We start from the raw sequence: 14424 nt of genomic DNA, 5'->3' as shown, positions 1-14424 counted from the left end.
CAAGAAGCCTGTTTATGGATAAGGAAACACGCATGTCGGTAGTACCTGAGCTGGAAGCGTTTTTGGAATTGGCCGAATACAGCCGCATGACCGGCAAAAGCAAGGCGATGCATGACATGACACCGGCCGATGCGCGGGTGGAGTTCGAAATGAGTTCGGGGGTGTTTGATGAGCCGCTAGAGGACATCGACTGCTATGACGTGCGCATCAGCGCCCGAGATGGTTTCAGCCTGCCCGCACGGCTGTATCGCTGCCCGCAGTTGCCAGAGGGACCGCTGCCGGTGGTGGTGTATTTTCATGGTGGGGGTTATGTGATCGGCAGCCTGGATAGCCATGATGCTTTGTGCCGCCGTTTGGCGGATGCCGGGCATTTCGCCGTGCTGGCTGTGGATTATCGGTTGGCGCCCGAGTGGAAATTCCCCACGGCGGTGCATGACGCGTGCGACGCCGTTAACTGGTTGCTGCGCGAGGGCGCGCGGTACGGGTTGGACGCCACGCGTGTGGCGTTTACCGGTGACAGCGCGGGTGGCACTTTGAGCACTGTGTTGTCGATTCTGGCGGTTCGCGACCCACAAGAAGTGGCCATTGTGCCGCGTGCGCAGGTGCTGCTGTACCCCGTCACCGATGGCAGTTGCAAGCGTGATTCGCATACGCGCTACGCGCAAGGTTATCTGCTTGAGGCCGCCACGATGGACTGGTTTTACCAGCACTACACGCGCACGGCAGATGACGTGCAGGATTGGCGGATTTCGCCGCTGCTGGCGCAAGATCTTAGTGGCCTGGCGCCGACACTGGTCTATCTGGCCGGTTACGACCCGCTGTATGACGAAGGACTGGCTTATGCCCAAAAACTCCAGCGGGCGGGCAATGAGGTGGCGCTGTGGCAAGAGCCGGGCATGACCCACGATTTCATGCGCATGAGCGGCTTGCTGGAGGAGGTGGCAGGGATTCATCAGCGCGTGGCGCAGTGGCTGGACACAAACTTGAATTGATTCGTAACAGCTGCCGCAGGCTGCGCGCGCTCAAGATCAAAAGCGCGCAGCCTGCGGCAAGGCGAGGGATCAGTCGCCAAAAGTGATCTGTGCAATCAGCCAAATGTTGGCCGCGCTGATAACGGCAAACAGAAACCAGGCCAGCAACCGGGTCGGCAAGCGGTTGGCAAAAGGCCCCATCAACGTCTCGTCGCTGGTCATGCGGATTAGCGGGTACAGCGCAAATGGCAACTGCAAACTCAGCACCACCTGGCTGAGGATCAGTAATTTGCCGACGGCGTTGTCGCCCATCAACCACACCCCGACAAACGCCGGAATCAAGGCCAGGCCACGGGTAATCAAGCGCCGTTGCCAGCACGGGATGCGCAGCTTCAGGTAGCCTTCCATGATCACCTGGCCCGCGATGGTGCCGGTGAATGTCGAGCTTTGCCCGGAGGCCAGCAGTGCCACGCCAAACAATACGCTGGCCATCGCGCCGCCCACCAAGGGGTCGAGCAGGCGGTAGGCGTCCTGGATCTCTACCACCTCGGTGTGGCCCGTGGTGTGAAAGGCCGCTGCGGCGAGGATCAGAATCGCGGCGTTCACCATCAACGCCAAGGCCAGGGAGCCGATGGTATCAATGCGCGCCAGGCGCACGGCGTCGAGTTTGCTGGCGTAGTCGTTGCCCATTCGCCGGGTTTGCACCACTGAGCTGTGCAGGTACAGGTTGTGGGGCATCACTGTCGCGCCGAGGATGCCGATGGCCAGGTACAGCGGCGCCGCTTCGCTGATGGCGGACAAGGACGGTTTGAACCCTTCAAACACGTCAGGCCAGTACGGTTTGATCAGCACCAGTTCGACGAAGAAACACGCGCCAATGGTCAACACCAGCACCAGCATGATGGCTTCGAGGCGGCGGAAGCCTTTGCCCTGCAAGGCGAGGATCAACACGGTGTCGAAGGCGGTCAGGGCGATGCCGAAAGTCAGCGAACAACCCAGCAGCAAGTGGAAGGCCAGCGCGCAGCCCAGTACCTCGGCAAGATCGGTGGCAATAATCGAGACTTCAGCCAACAGCCACTGCACGCGGGCCGAGCGCTTGCTGTAGCGCGCCCGGCACAGTTGCGCCAGATCACGCCCGGTGGCGATGCCCAGGCGCGAACACAGGCATTGCACGGCCATGCCCGCGAGGCTGGCCAGCAACACCACGAACAACAGGTTATAGCCATAACGCGAACCGGCTTCGATGGCGGTGGCCCAGTTGCCGGGGTCCATGTAACCGATGCTGATCAGCAAGCCGGGGCCAGCAAAACGCAGGGCGCGTTTCCAGAAGGGGGCGCGGGCGTCCACCGGCACGCTGCCACTGACTTCAGGCGGGCAGAACGGCGCTGTGGCGATTTTCGGCAGACTGAATTTCAAACGCTGGCTCCGGGTATCCAGGGGGGAGGGTTTGGCCAGGCGCACCGGCATGAGAATGGAGCGAGGTTACACCTGTGTCGGGCTTTTTGCCGCTGATCAGGTTGATACACCGGCTCTATTTCCGGCTTTTGCACGGGTTCTGGCCCACCGGTCAGTCCTGTGCTGGAGCCAAGCGGGGTCGGCCTGTTACCATTCGCCCCTTTGTTTCATCTCCACTTCGAGACCGCCCATGACCACCGTTCGCACGCGCATCGCGCCATCGCCTACCGGCGACCCTCACGTAGGCACCGCTTACATCGCTTTGTTCAACTACTGCTTCGCCAAGCAGCATGGCGGCGAGTTCATCCTGCGGATCGAAGACACTGACCAACTGCGTTCGACCCGTGAGTCTGAGCAGCAGATCTACGATGCCTTGCGCTGGTTGGGCATCACCTGGAGCGAAGGCCCGGATGTCGGTGGCCCGCACGGTCCGTATCGTCAAAGCGAACGCAGCGACATTTACAAGCAGTACACCCAGCAACTGGTCGACATGGGGTATGCGTTCCCGTGCTTCTGTACTGGCGAAGAACTCGACCAGATGCGCGCCGAGCAAATGGCCAAGGGTGAAACCCCGCGCTACGACGGCCGCGCGCTGTTGCTGTCCAAAGAAGAAGTGGCGCAGCGCCTGGCCGCTGGCGAACCGCACGTGATCCGCATGAAAGTACCGAGCGAAGGTGTGTGCGTGGTGCCGGACCTGCTGCGTGGCGACGTCGAGATCCCGTGGGATCGTATGGACATGCAAGTGCTGATGAAGACCGACGGCTTGCCGACGTACTTCCTGGCCAACGTGGTCGATGACCACTTGATGGGCATCACCCACGTACTGCGTGGCGAAGAATGGCTGCCGTCAGCGCCGAAACTGATTCTGCTTTACGAATACTTTGGTTGGGAGCAGCCGCAGCTGTGCTACATGCCGCTGCTGCGTAACCCGGACAAGAGCAAGCTGTCCAAGCGTAAAAACCCGACATCGGTGACGTTCTACGAGCGCATGGGCTTCATGCCTGAAGCGATGCTCAACTACTTGGGGCGCATGGGTTGGTCGATGCCGGATGAGCGCGAGAAGTTCTCGCTGCAAGAAATGGTCGACAACTTTGATCTGTCCCGTGTATCGCTGGGCGGGCCGATCTTTGACGTTGAGAAACTGTCCTGGCTCAATGGCCAGTGGCTGCGCGACCTGCCACTCGAAGAATTCGCTAGCCGTGTGCAGCAATGGGCGTTGAACCCTGAGTACATGATGAAAATCGCGCCGCTGGTTCAGGGCCGGGTTGAAACTTTCAGCCAGATCGCACCGTTGGCCGAGTTCTTCTTCTCGGGCGGCGTGCAGCTGGATGCCAAGCTGTTTGAGCACAAGAAGTTGTCCGGCGATCAAGTGCGTCAGCTGATGCAACTGATTCTATGGAAGCTTGAAAGCCTGCGTCAGTGGGAAAAAGAGGCGATCACCGGCTGCATTCAAACAGTGGTCGAGTCCCTTGAGTTGAAGCTGCGCGATGCGATGCCGCTGATGTTTGCCTCGATCACCGGCCAAGCCAGCTCGGTGTCGGTGCTCGATGCAATGGAAATTCTGGGGCCGGACCTGACCCGTTTCCGTCTGCGTCAGGCGCTGGACTTGCTGGGCGGCGTGTCGAAGAAAGAAAACAAAGAGTGGGAAAAACTGTTCAACGCAATCGGTTGATCAGAATGTAAGGCGTGTAGCCGCTGCCGAAGGCGGCGTCTGGCGGTAGTTGCTACGCGCTTGTACTGAAGGTTTGGCCTGTATTTACGGGCCGGGAAGGGTAAGTGGTTGTTCTCTCGACCATTTTTTTTAAAAAACTTTGAAAATAAGTTTGACAGCCTCCCGATCCAGTCTTAATATGCGCCCCGTCCACACAGCAACAAGCAACACTGACTGTTTGGGGCTATAGCTCAGCTGGGAGAGCGCCTGCATGGCATGCAGGAGGTCAACGGTTCGATCCCGTTTAGCTCCACCAAATTTACAGTTCACTGCCTGGCCACACCGGCATTGAATCGATCAGCACTCAGCGCTGATCAGTTAGAAGGTTTGTGTCCCCTTCGTCTAGTGGCCTAGGACACCGCCCTTTCACGGCGGTAACAGGGGTTCGAGTCCCCTAGGGGACGCCAGTTTTACAGAAGCAGCACTTCGGTGTTGCTCCGCCGCCAGGCGATAAATCGGGGCTATAGCTCAGCTGGGAGAGCGCCTGCATGGCATGCAGGAGGTCAACGGTTCGATCCCGTTTAGCTCCACCAATTTACAGTTCAACGTCGGGCCACACTGGCGTTGAATCGATCAAGCTTAAGCTTGATCACTGTTAGAAGGGTTTGTGTCCCCTTCGTCTAGTGGCCTAGGACACCGCCCTTTCACGGCGGTAACAGGGGTTCGAGTCCCCTAGGGGACGCCACGATTACCCGCTCTGCGGGATTTTTAAGGGTCATTCAATTATTGAATGGCCCTTTTGTTTGTCTGCGTTTTAAGCCTGTCGCTGCACCTCCTTCTAACCCTGCGTTACACTGCGCCCTTTATTGGAGCGTGGAGCTGGGCATGACGTGGGATTTGGCAACGCCATTCATCATTGACCTACAGGTGCAGGCTGAAGACATTGACGGGTTTGGGCATGCCAACAACGCAGCCTATGTCGTGTGGCTTGAGCGGTGCGCTTGGCGGCACTCACAGCGCCTGGGTCTGGACCTGACCGAATACCGGCGTCTGGACCGTGCCATGGCGGTGGCCCGGCATGAAATCGACTATCTGGCCAGCGCCTATGAAGGCGACGAATTACAGCTGGCCACCTGGATTGTTGACTGTGACCAGCGCCTGCGCATGACTCGCCGCTTCCAACTGGTAAGGCCCTGCGATGGCAAGACCTTGCTGCGCGCGCACACCACCTTTGTGTGTATCGAGCTGTCCAGTGGCAAAGCCAAGCGCTTGCCGCCTGAGTTCCTGGAAGGCTATGGCCCGGCGGTCGTTACCGGATGACAAAGGCTCACGGCTTGATACCGATTCCCCACGGAACACCGTAAACTGCGGCACGTTTTTTATGAGAGTCACCCATGCAAATTGCTTTGGCGCCGATGGAGGGGTTGGTCGACAACATCCTGCGTGATGTCCTGACCCGCACCGGCGGTATTGATTGGTGCGTGACCGAATTTATTCGGGTTACTGAGCGCCTGCTACCAGAAGCCTACTTCCACAAGTTTGCCCCTGAACTCCAGCACGGCGCCAAAACCCGTGCCGGGGTGCCGCTGCGTGTGCAGTTGCTGGGTTCGGACCCGGCGTGCCTGGCGGATAACGCGGCACTGGCTTGCCAGCTGGGTTCTGAGGTCATCGACCTGAATTTCGGTTGCCCGGCCAAAACGGTGAACAAGTCGCGCGGCGGCGCCGTACTGCTCAAAGAGCCTGAGTTGCTGCACGCGATCTTGTTGCAGGTGCGGCGCACCGTGCCCGCGCATATCCCGGTCACGGCCAAAATGCGTCTGGGTTTCGATACTCCCGACAGCGCCAATGAATGTGCCATTGCGCTGGCTGAGGGCGGTGCGAGTCAGATCGTGGTGCATGCCCGAACCAAGATGGACGGCTATAAACCACCTGCGCATTGGGAGTACATCGCGCAAGTGCAAGAGGCCGTCAACGTGCCGGTCTTTGCCAATGGCGATATTTGGTCGGTCGATGACTGGCGGCGTTGCCGGGAAATCAGCGGTGCTGAAGACATCATGCTGGGGCGCGGCCTGGTCTCGCGCCCCGACCTGGCACGCCAGATCGCCGCCGCCCGTGCGGGCGAGGAGATCGTTGAAATGACCTGGGCCGATTTGCAGCCCATGATTCGCGATTTCTGGGCGCAGGCGCAGGCCCAGTTGACCCCGCGTTCAGCGCCGGGCCGGCTCAAGCAATGGCTGGCCATGTTGACGCGTAATTACCCTGAGGCGACGGTGCTGTTCAACGCCATGCGCCGCGAAACCGATTGTGAAAAGGTGCGGTATCTGGTGAATAACCCGCCTGAGGGCGCGATTTGATCGGCCCAAAAAAAATTTGAAAAAGCCCCTTGAAATGATTTTGCCGGTCCTTATTTAGTGGGTACGCGATGCCGAAACCGGGTCGCGAATAAAAAACTCGCTGAAATCAGGAGGCATAAATTATGAGCACTGCATTTTCTCTGGCGCCACTGTTCCGTAATTCTGTCGGCTTTGACCGTTTTAGTGATTTGTTCGAAACAGCGCTGCGTAATGACACCAGTGGGGGCTACCCACCTTACAACGTAGAAAAACGTGGCGAAGACAGCTATCGCATCGTCGTCGCGGCGGCAGGCTTCCAGCAAGATGACCTGGACCTGCAAGTTGAAAAAGGTGTGCTGAGCGTCAGTGGTAGCAAACGTGAAGCCAGCAATGATGAAGGCTTGACCTATTTGCATCAGGGTATTGCGCAACGGGCATTCAAATTGTCCTTCCGTCTCGACGACCATATCGAGATCAAAGGCGCCAACTTGAGCAATGGCCTGCTAAGTATTGATCTGCAACGGGTCGTGCCTGAAGAGGCGAAAGCCAAACGCATCCCTATCAATGGGGAGCAGCCAGCGCTGCAACACTGATCCACAGCAGGTGCTAGCCATGAACCCCGTCTCATCAGGCGGGGTTCTTTGTTTCAGGGGGGTGTGAGCCGCGCGCACAGATCTGCAAGCGTTTGTTTCTGTGGGCGATAAAGCGTTTTTTCTTCAACTAGCCTGTAGAGCACTGGCCGAACACATACGGTGTTTGGCACCACCCGCAGGTGAAGTAGATGAAGAACAAACGCGCGCGAGATGCAGTCACCGGGCTATTCATTCCTTTGGAAGAAGCCAAGCGTCGACCGCGGGAGAGCACCCTCGAAACCATCAAAAAACCCAAAAAGCCGGACGCAAAAAGCTGATGAGCAGCACGCAGGCATTTGTCTTCGACCTCTCCCCGAGGCAAGTGCCTGCACTTTTACCTGGCGCGCTTGCACGAGAGCGCACAAGCGTCAAATGCGCACCCTCTATGGGGCTGTGAGAAGCGTCTCAGCACCGGGCAGGTTGAATATGGCCCTGAACAGTTCGGCGCGCTCGCAAGCCTGTTGCTCGACAACGAATGCGCCCTGCATCCCCGTCAGCAAGCAATTAAGCGACGTTGATCCAGACCCGGCATTGCTGCGGGCCTGGGTAACGGGTTTTACTTTGGGGTGTGAGGCTGGGCGGCTGGACGTGCTTTAAGGTTTTTGTCCGCTTTGTAGCGCAGGGCTACATCCGGCACGCTGCCGCTTCTGCCGGTTTCTATCCAGTTGCGGATACGGCTGGCGTCGGCAAAATGCGTGTATTTGCCGAACGCATCCAGAATCACCAGCGATACCGGCCGGTTGCCCATTTCAGTCACCAGCACCAGGCAGTGCCCGGCCTGATTGGTGAACCCGGTCTTGGTGATTTTGATGTTCCACTTGTCCTTGTTCACCAGGTGATCGGTGTTGTGAAAACCCAGGGTGTAATTCGGTTTTCTGAACGCCACGGTTTTTTCTTTGGTGGTGCTCAACTGGCTCAGCATCGGGTATTTACGCGCGGCGGCCAGTAGTTTGCTCAGGTCGCGGGCGGTGGACACGTTGTGAATCGACAGGCCGGTCGGCTCAACGTAATGGGTGTGCATCATGCCCAGGCTTTTGGCCTTGGCGTTCATGGCGGCAATAAACGCCACGTAACCGCCAGGGTAATGGTGGGCGAGGGTGGCAGCGGCACGGTTTTCAGAGGACATCAATGTAATCAGCATCATGTCGTGGCGGGTCAGCTCACTGCCAAGCTTGACCCGTGAAAACACGCCTTTCATTTCTGGCGTGTCGTTGATGTTGACCGCGATGTACTCATTCATTGGCAGTTTGGCATCGAGCACCACCATAGCGGTCATCAGCTTGGAGACCGAAGCAATCGGCACCACCACGTCGGGGTTGCTGGCGTAGATGATCTTGTTGGTTTGCAGATCAACCAACATCGCGCTGCCTGAAGCGATGTGCAGTTGTGATGTGTCGCGCGGTGCTGAGGTGCTCTCATTCGCTGCGGCGACTGAGCAAGCAGCGGTGCCTGTAAGAACTAAAAATAGGCCAAGAATCGAAAGATGAATTTTCACGCAGATTGACTCAATAAAGGTTAGGAAGTGCCTGGCTGTCAGTGCTGTTATACACATCACGTTACACTTAGAGAGTATGTATCAATAATCGCGTAAATGCGTGAGTAAACGGGCGTTTAGAGCACCTTTTTCGCGTAAATCATACGTTTCGTGTTTGCCAGATGTGCACTGACAGTCGGCCATATCGCCTGCCTGCTGGAAGGGTAGCAGTACAAAGCTGAGCGCACGCTGAACAGGCGCTTCATCGGTCTGCGCCAAGCCATCGTATCGCGTGGCAATTGTGTAAAATGCTCGCCCTTTGAAATGACCGGCTCACACGATGACCCCTCAAGCGCTGTCCACCCTCCATCTGCATCTTCTGTCTGCGCTTGAAAACGTGCCCGACGAAACCCGACGTCTGTTTCACGGGCGCGGTCGTTGCTGGCCGGGATTGGAGCAGCTCACGGTGGACTGGCTGCAAGGCGTGGTGCTGGTTTCGCTGTTCAAAGAGCCTGAAGCGCCATCACTGGTTGCGCTGAAAGCGCTGCTGCTGGACCTTGCGCATACCCCGGTGTGGCAAGCGTGTGGTGCGCACACATTGGTCGTGCAGCATCGCTACACGTTGCAAAGCGACAGTGAATGGCTGGTGGGTGAGCCCATTGATGAATGCACGCTGACCGAAGGCGGGTTGCGCTATCGGGTGGACCTGGGGCGCAAACAGAACAATGGGCTGTTTCTCGACATGCGGTATGGCCGTGATTGGGTCAAAGCGCAGGCCGAAGGCAAGCGGGTGTTGAATCTGTTTGCCTACACCTGCGGGTTCTCGGTGGCTGCGATTGCCGGTGGGGCACAGCATGTGGTTAACCTCGACATGTCCCGCGCGGCCTTGAGCCGTGGCCGCGACAATCATCGTCTCAATGGCCATGACATGAGCAAGGTGACGTTTCTGGGGCACGAGCTGTTCAAGTCATGGGGCAAGGTAAAAAGTACCGGTCCCTATGATCTTGTCATCATCGACCCGCCGTCCTTTCAGAAAGGCAGCTTTCTGTTGACCAAGGATTACCAGCGGGTAGTGCGACGCCTGCCGGAACTGTTGAGTGAAAACGGTCTGGTTCTGGCGTGCATGAATGATCCTTCGCTGGGATCAGACTTTTTGATCGATGGCGTGACCGAGCATGCGCCGGGTTTGCGTTTTGAGCAGCGCCTTGACAATCCCCCGGAGTTCCCGGACGCAGACGCCGAATGCGGTTTGAAAGCGCTGGTGTTCAAACAAGGTATTTGAGGGGCAAAAAAAAGCCCGCGGGGGAGGGTGCGGGCGAAGGGTTCATTGAATGAGCAGGGGCAATATACCGCCTGACATTCACTGGCTGGGTGAAACAAAATTCATCTAAAACGGCGGATTGATCACGATCAATCCGCCGTTTTAGTTTATTTGGTACGCGACGATTCAAACAGGAACCAGACGCGGCGCTCAGCTTCATCAATCCAGTTTTCCAGCAGGCTGGTGGTGGCCACGTCGCCCAGCTCGGAACACATGTCGTGGGTTTCGCGCATGTAGGCCGCCAGTTGAATGTTGTCTTCGCGCAGTTCGGCCAGCATGTCTTCCGGGGTCACGAAATCGGCATCATTATCCAGCAGGCGTTGCAGCTTTTTGATGTGACCTATAGAGCGAATGGTGGTGCGCCCCAGCTTGCGCACGCGTTCGGCGATGGCGTCTGTGGTGGCGAAAATTTGATCGGATTGCTCATCCAGCAGCAGATGGAAGTCGCGAAAGTGCGGGCCGGACATGTGCCAGTGAAAGTTTTTGGTCTTCATGTAAATGGCGAACGTATCAGCCAGCAGCGCATTCACTTCGGCTGCAATGTTGATGCAGGCTTCATCGCTCAGCGCCGAAGGTGTCCGCAGATCGGCCTTTCTGTTTTCCTTGGCGGATTTCAGGTCTTTCATGATGGTTCCTCGTGGAAGCTGTGGATGGGAGTTAACAGCTATTGATTCGGGCTGACTTAAGACCAGGATTGGTCTTTCGTCAAACGAGCCAAGCCGCGCCAGTACGGTATTTCAAGGGTTTGAAGGCCCGCTGAGCAAGATTGTTCAAGACTTTGCCCGCGTTTGTTGCGACGCTTTGACGCTGCCCACTGCCCGGAAGTTTTAAATGCCTGATTCGATCCCCCGCGTCGCGTTCATGCGTGGCGTGATTGCTTGTCTTCCCTTGACGCTGGCGTGTGCGCCCTGGGGGCTTCTGGCCGGGTCGACGGCCATTGATGCGCAATTGACCCCCGCTCAAAGCCAGGGTTTGTCGGTACTGGTGTTTGCCGGTGCGGCTCAGTTGGTGGCAATTGGCATGATCAAAGGTGGCGCCAGTGCGCTGTCTATCCTGTTGACGACCTTGCTCCTGACTTCACAGCATCTGCTGTATGCCATGCACCTGCGCCCTGTGGTTTCGCCTTTGCCTGCCAAGTGGCGGTTTGGTCTGGGTTTTTTACTGACGGATGAGTTTTTTGCGTTGGTGAGCAGCCATGACCGCCAGACGTTTAACCGCTGGTACGCACTGGGCGTGGGCTTGTGCATGTACATCGGCTGGAACCTGTTCACGCTGCTCGGCGTGGTGCTGGGCAAGAGTATTCCGGGGCTGGATCAGCTTGGGCTGGAATTTTCGATTGCCGCGACTTTTATCGCGTTGATCACGCCCGTGGTGCGCAATGTGCCGACTGTCATTTGTGTGGCGGTTTCACTGCTCAGTGTGGTGCTGTTCAGTTACTGGCAGTGGGAGTCGGCCATTGTGCTGGCGGGGCTGGCCGGGATGGCCGCAGGGTATTTGAGCAAGCGGGCGGGGGTGTTTTTCGAATGATGTGGGTGATTATTGTCGGGATGGCGTTGATTCTTTTTTTCAACCGTTATCTGTTTCTTGAGCCGCGCTTGCCGATCCGTTTGAATCGCGGGGTCAAGGAGTTTTTGGGCTTTGCGGTACCGGGCATGCTGACCGCAATTTGCGGGCCGATTATTTTCGTCAAGGAACAGACGCTGGATCTAAGCCCCGGCAACCCATACCTGCTGGCCGGGTTGTGTGCCATTGGCCTGATGCTCTGGCGCCGCAACGTGTTGCTCAGTGTCGTGTGCAGTGTGGCGCTGTTTTATCTGTTTCGCAGGTGGCTTTGACCTGGGCGGCGGCGCGAGAAGTAAACGGGCCGCTGACAGGCACGCCGTCGATCACCACGTACCAGCACGCTAACAGCCCATCGGCGCGAAGCGGGGCGGGTACTGCACTGCCCACCACGGACATGACATGAATCTTGGACATACACACCTCCATCTATCAATGAGAGCACCTTACGGCGTGCGCCGCGGCACAAAAAATCATTGCGCTTGATAGTCGCCATCGACAGTGATGAGGGTAGTGCGTGTGGCAGGTTAATCCACCACCAGGTCCAGCATGTGCATGACTTCGTGATCGCTGATCAACCCTTTGTTGACCAAATGCTGCGCCAGCAGTGAGACCAGCTTGGCAGAGCGATGCCCTTCGAGTTGTTTGAGTTCGGTGAGTGCGTTGTAAACCTTGCTGGAGGTGCACAAGCCAGCGGTGTGGTGAGGGTTCTGTGTTGGCATGGAGCCTTCCTTGTTTTTATAGGTATTGAGATGTGTAAGCAGGTGGTGTCAGCCATGAGTGGCAAGCCAGCGGGTACGCACGGCATTAATCATGCCGCAGGTAAGTTACATTTTGTGTCTCACCTGCGACATTCACATCATCTATCCAGACCATCTGCCGTTACCAGCGCGGCGGGCCGTAGTAACCGCGTGGTGGGCCGTAATACACCGGTTGTGGCCGGCCATAGTAACCCTGGTAATAAACGGGTTGGGGGGGCGGCACATACACCGGTTGTGGCTGGTAATACACCGGTGGCGCCTGTACATACACCGGCGGGGGCTGAGCATAGACCGGTTGTTGCACGTAGACCGGGCGTTGATCGTGGCTCGAAATGACCGAGCCGATGATCGCACCGCCCACCACTGCACCAAACAGGGCCGGGCCAGGGCCCCAGCGACCGTGGGCAGAGGCTTGGCCGGCGACAGCCAATGCGCCGATCAGCAAAGCGACTTTTGGGATACTGCGCAACATGACGAATCCTCGAATTCCAGCCCCGGCAATGTGGCCTGTACCAGGCCACAAAATGAGTGCGGGGATAATACTCAGACCGCATTTCTTGAAAAACATGCGGCGCATGTCGGTAAATGTTGTGTAAGGTCTGCGCCAGCTGACACGTTTCAGCGTGATCTGCCCGTCCATGATTAACCAAAACACTCGAAACGGCTCTGGCCGTTTATCTGAAAGCGTTCTGCCTGGAGATGAGCATGCAAATGAATCCGAACAAAGACACCCGGCTGTGCATATCGCTGTCGGGCCGGCCGGGGAATTTCGGGTTGCGTTTTCATAATCATCTGTATGGCCAACTGGACCTGAACTACTACTACAAGGCGTTCAGCAGCCAGGATCTGGCAGGCGCAATCACCGGTATTCGGGCGCTAGGTATTCGCGGTTGCGGTGTGTCCATGCCCTTCAAGGAAGCGTGCATTGCTTTGGTCGACGAGCTGGATGCGTCGGCCAAGGCCATTGATTCGATCAACACCATCGTCAATACCGACGGTCACCTCAAAGCGTACAACACCGACTACATCGCCATTGCGCAGTTGCTTGAAACCCATCAAGTGGATAAAGACACCACGTTTGCCTTGCGTGGCAGTGGCGGCATGGCCAAGGCGGTTGCCTCGGCGCTGCGGGACGGGGGCTATCGCAATGGTTTGATCGTGGCGCGAAATGAAGCGAGTGGCAGGGCATTGGCCGCCAACTGTGGTTATCAATGGCAACCTGAGCTGGGTGCACAGCGCCCGCAAATGCTGATCAATGTCACGCCAGTGGGTATGAGTGGCGGGGCAGAGGCCGATCAATTGGCGTTCGAGGCCGGGGCGATTGATCAGGCGTCAATCATCTTCGATGTGGTGGCGATTCCCTCTGAAACCCCTTTGATCGTTCGTGGGCGCGCGCAAGGCAAGCAGGTAATTACCGGGCTTGAGGTCATTGCGATTCAGGCCGTAGAGCAATTTGTGCTGTACACCGGCGTGCGCCCGACCCCTGAGCAATTTCAGGCGGCTGTCGAGTTCGCACGCCGTTGAGGTGGTGGCCGGGTGAACCAGCGCATCCGGCCAACTGTTTACTCAAGTTCGGCCAGGCGAGCTTCGAGCGCGGTGATCCGAGCCTCCAGTGCTTCGAAACGCTCCAGCGAGATGCCAGCGCTGGCCCCGCGCTCGGCAGGTTGCTGGCGAGCGGCCATGATCGTTTCGATGTCAGCCGGATCGCCTAGGGCGTGCATGTAGCGGTCTTCACGCTGACCATTCTGGCGAGGCAGCAGCAGGGCCAGGTCGCGCGCAATCAATCGTTCCAACGGGTGCTGTACTTGCTCGGTGTCTTCAAAGTCGTGCAAGCGTGCGCTGCGGGTCAGCAGCTCATTCAGGGTTTGCGGACCGCGCAGAAAGAGCAGCCCGATCAACACCATCTGGGCGGGCACAAGCTCCAGTACCTTATCGATCCGGTGCTCCCAGCGGTCTGCACGGCTGCCCATCACCAAACGAGTGAAGCCTCGTCCTTCAAGCGCGCGCAAGCTTTGTCCGACCTGGCCCTGACTTAGATTCATCACCGGTTCGCGGCTGGTTTTTTGATTGCAAGCCAGCACCAGTGCGTTGAGGGTCAGCGGGTAGGTCTCGGGGTGGGTGGCCTGTTTCTCGATCAAGGAGCCGAGGATGCGAATTTCCGTGCTATTGAGCCGGGGTTCGACGTCGGTATCGTGTTCTGTGCTCATCACGCTTTCCTTGTGTGTTGGAAGGCGGCTAGCCTAGAACCAATGCTGGCTAAAAGACA

At 57.6% G+C, this 14424-nt stretch carries 17 protein-coding genes and 4 tRNA genes; 14 read left to right on the top strand and 7 right to left on the bottom strand.

The features are described from left to right. Positions 1 to 32: 32 nt before the first annotated feature. Positions 33 to 992 (top strand): alpha/beta hydrolase, encoded by a 960-nt coding sequence (locus tag TU86_RS20215; RefSeq protein ID WP_048366093.1) that lies wholly within the window; start codon positions 33 to 35, stop codon positions 990 to 992. 69 nt (positions 993 to 1061) lie between these two features. On the opposite strand, the gene TU86_RS20210 is transcribed toward TU86_RS20215, so the two are convergent. Continuing rightward, the gene (locus TU86_RS20210; protein ID WP_048366186.1) at positions 1062 to 2387 is read right to left on the bottom strand and encodes an Nramp family divalent metal transporter; all 1326 of its coding nucleotides are present in this window, start codon (positions 2385 to 2387) and stop codon (positions 1062 to 1064) included. A gap of 229 nt (positions 2388 to 2616) precedes the next feature. Between TU86_RS20210 and gltX the strand changes: the two genes are divergently transcribed. The 9 genes from gltX (at position 2617) to TU86_RS23525 (ending at position 7320) form a co-directional block, all read left to right on the top strand. Then, positions 2617 to 4098 carry a glutamate--tRNA ligase gene (gene gltX, locus TU86_RS20205; RefSeq protein WP_048366092.1) on the top strand — a complete coding sequence of 494 codons (1482 nt, stop codon included), beginning with the start codon at positions 2617 to 2619 and terminating at the stop codon, positions 4096 to 4098. Positions 4099 to 4317: 219 nt separating this feature from the next. After that, positions 4318 to 4393 (top strand) — tRNA-Ala (locus TU86_RS20200). 75 nt (positions 4394 to 4468) lie between these two features. After that, positions 4469 to 4544, top strand: a tRNA-Glu gene (locus tag TU86_RS20195). 50 nt (positions 4545 to 4594) lie between these two features. Continuing rightward, a tRNA-Ala gene (locus TU86_RS20190) sits at positions 4595 to 4670 on the top strand. 76 nt (positions 4671 to 4746) lie between these two features. Continuing rightward, a tRNA-Glu gene (locus TU86_RS20185) sits at positions 4747 to 4822 on the top strand. A 140-nt stretch (positions 4823 to 4962) separates the two neighbouring features. Then, the gene (locus TU86_RS20180; RefSeq protein WP_048366091.1) at positions 4963 to 5397 is read left to right on the top strand and encodes an acyl-CoA thioesterase; all 435 of its coding nucleotides are present in this window, start codon (positions 4963 to 4965) and stop codon (positions 5395 to 5397) included. A gap of 74 nt (positions 5398 to 5471) precedes the next feature. After that, the gene (locus TU86_RS20175; RefSeq protein WP_048366090.1) at positions 5472 to 6431 is read left to right on the top strand and encodes a tRNA dihydrouridine synthase; all 960 of its coding nucleotides are present in this window, start codon (positions 5472 to 5474) and stop codon (positions 6429 to 6431) included. 122 nt (positions 6432 to 6553) lie between these two features. After that, a complete protein-coding gene (locus tag TU86_RS20170) occupies positions 6554 to 7003 on the top strand; it encodes an Hsp20 family protein (protein ID WP_048366089.1) in 450 nt (149 codons plus the stop codon). A gap of 188 nt (positions 7004 to 7191) precedes the next feature. Then, entirely contained in the window at positions 7192 to 7320 is a 129-nt protein-coding gene (locus tag TU86_RS23525) for a hypothetical protein (RefSeq protein ID WP_256209835.1), read from the top strand. 278 nt (positions 7321 to 7598) lie between these two features. On the opposite strand, the gene pbpG is transcribed toward TU86_RS23525, so the two are convergent. Further along, positions 7599 to 8537: a D-alanyl-D-alanine endopeptidase gene (gene pbpG / locus TU86_RS20165; RefSeq protein WP_048366088.1), complete on the bottom strand. Its 939-nt coding sequence runs from the start codon at positions 8535 to 8537 to the stop codon at positions 7599 to 7601. 319 nt (positions 8538 to 8856) lie between these two features. Between pbpG and TU86_RS20160 the strand changes: the two genes are divergently transcribed. Beyond that, a complete protein-coding gene (locus TU86_RS20160) occupies positions 8857 to 9798 on the top strand; it encodes a class I SAM-dependent methyltransferase (RefSeq protein ID WP_048366087.1) in 942 nt (313 codons plus the stop codon). 146 nt (positions 9799 to 9944) lie between these two features. Here TU86_RS20160 and TU86_RS20155 read toward each other — a convergent pair whose 3' ends face one another. Continuing rightward, positions 9945 to 10463: a Dps family protein gene (locus TU86_RS20155; protein ID WP_048366086.1), complete on the bottom strand. Its 519-nt coding sequence runs from the start codon at positions 10461 to 10463 to the stop codon at positions 9945 to 9947. A gap of 205 nt (positions 10464 to 10668) precedes the next feature. On the opposite strand from TU86_RS20155, the gene TU86_RS20150 reads away from it, so the two are divergent. Beyond that, positions 10669 to 11364, top strand: coding sequence for an AzlC family ABC transporter permease (locus TU86_RS20150; RefSeq protein WP_048366085.1), 696 nt, complete (start codon positions 10669 to 10671; stop codon positions 11362 to 11364). Continuing rightward, positions 11361 to 11672 (top strand): AzlD domain-containing protein, encoded by a 312-nt coding sequence (locus tag TU86_RS20145; RefSeq protein ID WP_048366084.1) that lies wholly within the window; start codon positions 11361 to 11363, stop codon positions 11670 to 11672. Before TU86_RS20150 ends, TU86_RS20145 begins: the two co-directional genes overlap by 4 nt. On the opposite strand, the gene TU86_RS22685 is transcribed toward TU86_RS20145, so the two are convergent. The 3 genes from TU86_RS22685 to TU86_RS20135 form a co-directional block, all read right to left on the bottom strand. Next, positions 11620 to 11814, bottom strand: a complete 195-nt coding sequence (locus tag TU86_RS22685; protein WP_082149389.1) for a hypothetical protein — start codon at positions 11812 to 11814, stop codon at positions 11620 to 11622. The two genes, TU86_RS20145 and TU86_RS22685, sit on opposite strands and share 53 nt — an antisense overlap. 110 nt (positions 11815 to 11924) lie before the next feature. Next, positions 11925 to 12119 carry a hypothetical protein gene (locus TU86_RS20140; RefSeq protein WP_048366083.1) on the bottom strand — a complete coding sequence of 65 codons (195 nt, stop codon included), beginning with the start codon at positions 12117 to 12119 and terminating at the stop codon, positions 11925 to 11927. 160 nt (positions 12120 to 12279) lie between these two features. Continuing rightward, positions 12280 to 12630, bottom strand: a complete 351-nt coding sequence (locus TU86_RS20135) for a hypothetical protein (RefSeq protein ID WP_048366082.1) — start codon at positions 12628 to 12630, stop codon at positions 12280 to 12282. Between the two features lie 233 nt (positions 12631 to 12863). Between TU86_RS20135 and TU86_RS20130 the strand changes: the two genes are divergently transcribed. After that, positions 12864 to 13682: a shikimate 5-dehydrogenase gene (locus tag TU86_RS20130; protein ID WP_048366081.1), complete on the top strand. Its 819-nt coding sequence runs from the start codon at positions 12864 to 12866 to the stop codon at positions 13680 to 13682. 38 nt (positions 13683 to 13720) lie between these two features. Here TU86_RS20130 and TU86_RS20125 read toward each other — a convergent pair whose 3' ends face one another. Beyond that, on the bottom strand, positions 13721 to 14365 hold the full coding sequence (locus TU86_RS20125; RefSeq protein ID WP_048366080.1) for a YceH family protein: 645 nt from the start codon (positions 14363 to 14365) through the stop codon (positions 13721 to 13723). Positions 14366 to 14424 lie beyond the last annotated feature (59 nt).

This window comes from Pseudomonas weihenstephanensis (assembly GCF_001043055.1).
Classification (GTDB): Bacteria; Pseudomonadota; Gammaproteobacteria; order Pseudomonadales; family Pseudomonadaceae; genus Aquipseudomonas; species Aquipseudomonas weihenstephanensis.
This window is presented reverse-complemented; position numbering and strand designations above follow the sequence as displayed.

Coding starts and splice junctions, on each gene's coding strand:
- TU86_RS20215 (WP_048366093.1), top strand. CDS start 33: ATGTCGGTAGTACCTGAGCTGGAAGCGTTTTTGGAATTGGCCGAATAC.
- gltX (WP_048366092.1), top strand. CDS start 2,617: ATGACCACCGTTCGCACGCGCATCGCGCCATCGCCTACCGGCGACCCT.
- TU86_RS20180 (WP_048366091.1), top strand. CDS start 4,963: ATGACGTGGGATTTGGCAACGCCATTCATCATTGACCTACAGGTGCAG.
- TU86_RS20175 (WP_048366090.1), top strand. CDS start 5,472: ATGCAAATTGCTTTGGCGCCGATGGAGGGGTTGGTCGACAACATCCTG.
- TU86_RS20170 (WP_048366089.1), top strand. CDS start 6,554: ATGAGCACTGCATTTTCTCTGGCGCCACTGTTCCGTAATTCTGTCGGC.
- TU86_RS23525 (WP_256209835.1), top strand. CDS start 7,192: ATGAAGAACAAACGCGCGCGAGATGCAGTCACCGGGCTATTCATTCCT.
- TU86_RS20160 (WP_048366087.1), top strand. CDS start 8,857: ATGACCCCTCAAGCGCTGTCCACCCTCCATCTGCATCTTCTGTCTGCG.
- TU86_RS20155 (WP_048366086.1), bottom strand. CDS start 10,463: ATGAAAGACCTGAAATCCGCCAAGGAAAACAGAAAGGCCGATCTGCGG.
- TU86_RS20150 (WP_048366085.1), top strand. CDS start 10,669: ATGCCTGATTCGATCCCCCGCGTCGCGTTCATGCGTGGCGTGATTGCT.
- TU86_RS20145 (WP_048366084.1), top strand. CDS start 11,361: ATGATGTGGGTGATTATTGTCGGGATGGCGTTGATTCTTTTTTTCAAC.
- TU86_RS22685 (WP_082149389.1), bottom strand. CDS start 11,814: ATGTCCAAGATTCATGTCATGTCCGTGGTGGGCAGTGCAGTACCCGCC.
- TU86_RS20140 (WP_048366083.1), bottom strand. CDS start 12,119: ATGCCAACACAGAACCCTCACCACACCGCTGGCTTGTGCACCTCCAGC.
- TU86_RS20135 (WP_048366082.1), bottom strand. CDS start 12,630: ATGTTGCGCAGTATCCCAAAAGTCGCTTTGCTGATCGGCGCATTGGCT.
- TU86_RS20130 (WP_048366081.1), top strand. CDS start 12,864: ATGCAAATGAATCCGAACAAAGACACCCGGCTGTGCATATCGCTGTCG.
- TU86_RS20125 (WP_048366080.1), bottom strand. CDS start 14,365: ATGAGCACAGAACACGATACCGACGTCGAACCCCGGCTCAATAGCACG.